The organism is Bacterioplanoides pacificum, assembly GCF_042648445.1.
Classification (GTDB): domain Bacteria; phylum Pseudomonadota; class Gammaproteobacteria; order Pseudomonadales; family Oceanobacteraceae; genus Bacterioplanoides; species Bacterioplanoides pacificum.
Genome location: NZ_JBHRYB010000012.1, coordinates 1 through 1,212 on the forward strand (window position 1 = coordinate 1; position 1,212 = coordinate 1,212).

Below are 1,212 nucleotides of genomic sequence, written 5' to 3' on the forward strand. Positions count from 1 at the left end.
GGAAAGCAAAATTTACAAGGCATCAGCAAGCGAGGTGATGCTTATATTCGTAAGATGCTAATCCATGGTGCCAGAGCCGTAATTCGTCATATGAATAGGAATAACGCTCCGGTAGATTGGCTTGAAGGTCTTATGAGGCGTCGTCACCACAATGTAGTCATTGTGGCGTTGGCGAACAAACTAGCAAGAACGATCTGGGCTTTGCTGAGCAAGGGACAGAATTACAAACGATATGAAGACACCGTAGTTGCGTAAGTGAAATTAGATGTCTAAAAGGTAGGACCGCAATCCGGAAACTCTGTTACTAACTACGTTCTTCGGGAACGATAAGCTGATAAGAACCGGGTTGGCGAAGTTCATCAAGGATCTGGCCTGTAGGCCAATTGGAATCCGAATAGATGGCTGCACTACACCAAAGACAGATTTCGCTTGCACAATGAGGGGTGTCCATAGATGTTAGAAGCCCAAGGAAAATATGAGAACTCTTGGAATAATAGATGAAGATAGACTCATGTTACTACCTGATAAATATCGGATCGCACATGAATTTTGTTTTTATCTTCATGATAAATTGGCCCAAATGCTTGTAGAGTACGATCTCAATCGTGTTCAAGATACTGTCGCAGATGCATTTGAGAAGGCTATAGCTGAAGCTGGACAAGAAGATAAGTTCGAAGATGTAGATCTACTTGAATATATGAAGGAAAACGAGCTAATCGAACCGTATAGGCATCACTTAGTGAGCCATACTATTATGGCTTTAACTTCAGACATGCTTCATTTTATTTACGAGGCCTTAACTTGCCTAGAAAAGAGAAAGTTTTCCGTTGCTTTTTCTTTGCTAAGAAAACCATTGAAAGAGCATTTATTCTTCTTATCTTGGATTTTGGCTGATGAAGATGACTTTATTTCTAGATTTGAATCAAACAACCACATCAGCTTTAACGGAGTAACTAAAGAAAAACGTATTGAAATCATCGGCAAGGCCATTGAAAAATTACATGTAGACGAAGCTTTTGATGCCGAAACCATTTGGAGTATTGTTTATTCAAAGAAGCATGAAAATGGTTTCGAGCCAACCTGGCGAGACTATAAATAATTCTGTGTAACTGCACTGATTAAATATAGTCTCTCAACTGCTCTTCAAACTCAATAATGAAATGATTTAATGCCGGCTTCCAATTGCGAATCGGCATTGTCCATTTTCTTGAT

At 39.5% G+C, this 1,212-nt stretch carries 2 protein-coding genes; both read left to right on the top strand.

From position 1 onward, the window contains the following. Window positions 1–255, top strand: a 255-nt coding sequence (locus ACFOMG_RS11310; protein ID WP_376866713.1) for a transposase, incomplete at its 5' end; no start/stop codon positions are given. 220 nt (window positions 256–475) lie between these two features. Next, window positions 476–1,099 carry a hypothetical protein gene (locus ACFOMG_RS11315; RefSeq protein ID WP_376866715.1) on the top strand — a complete coding sequence of 208 codons (624 nt, stop codon included), beginning with the start codon at window positions 476–478 and terminating at the stop codon, window positions 1,097–1,099. The last annotated feature ends 113 nt before the right edge of the window (window positions 1,100–1,212 follow it).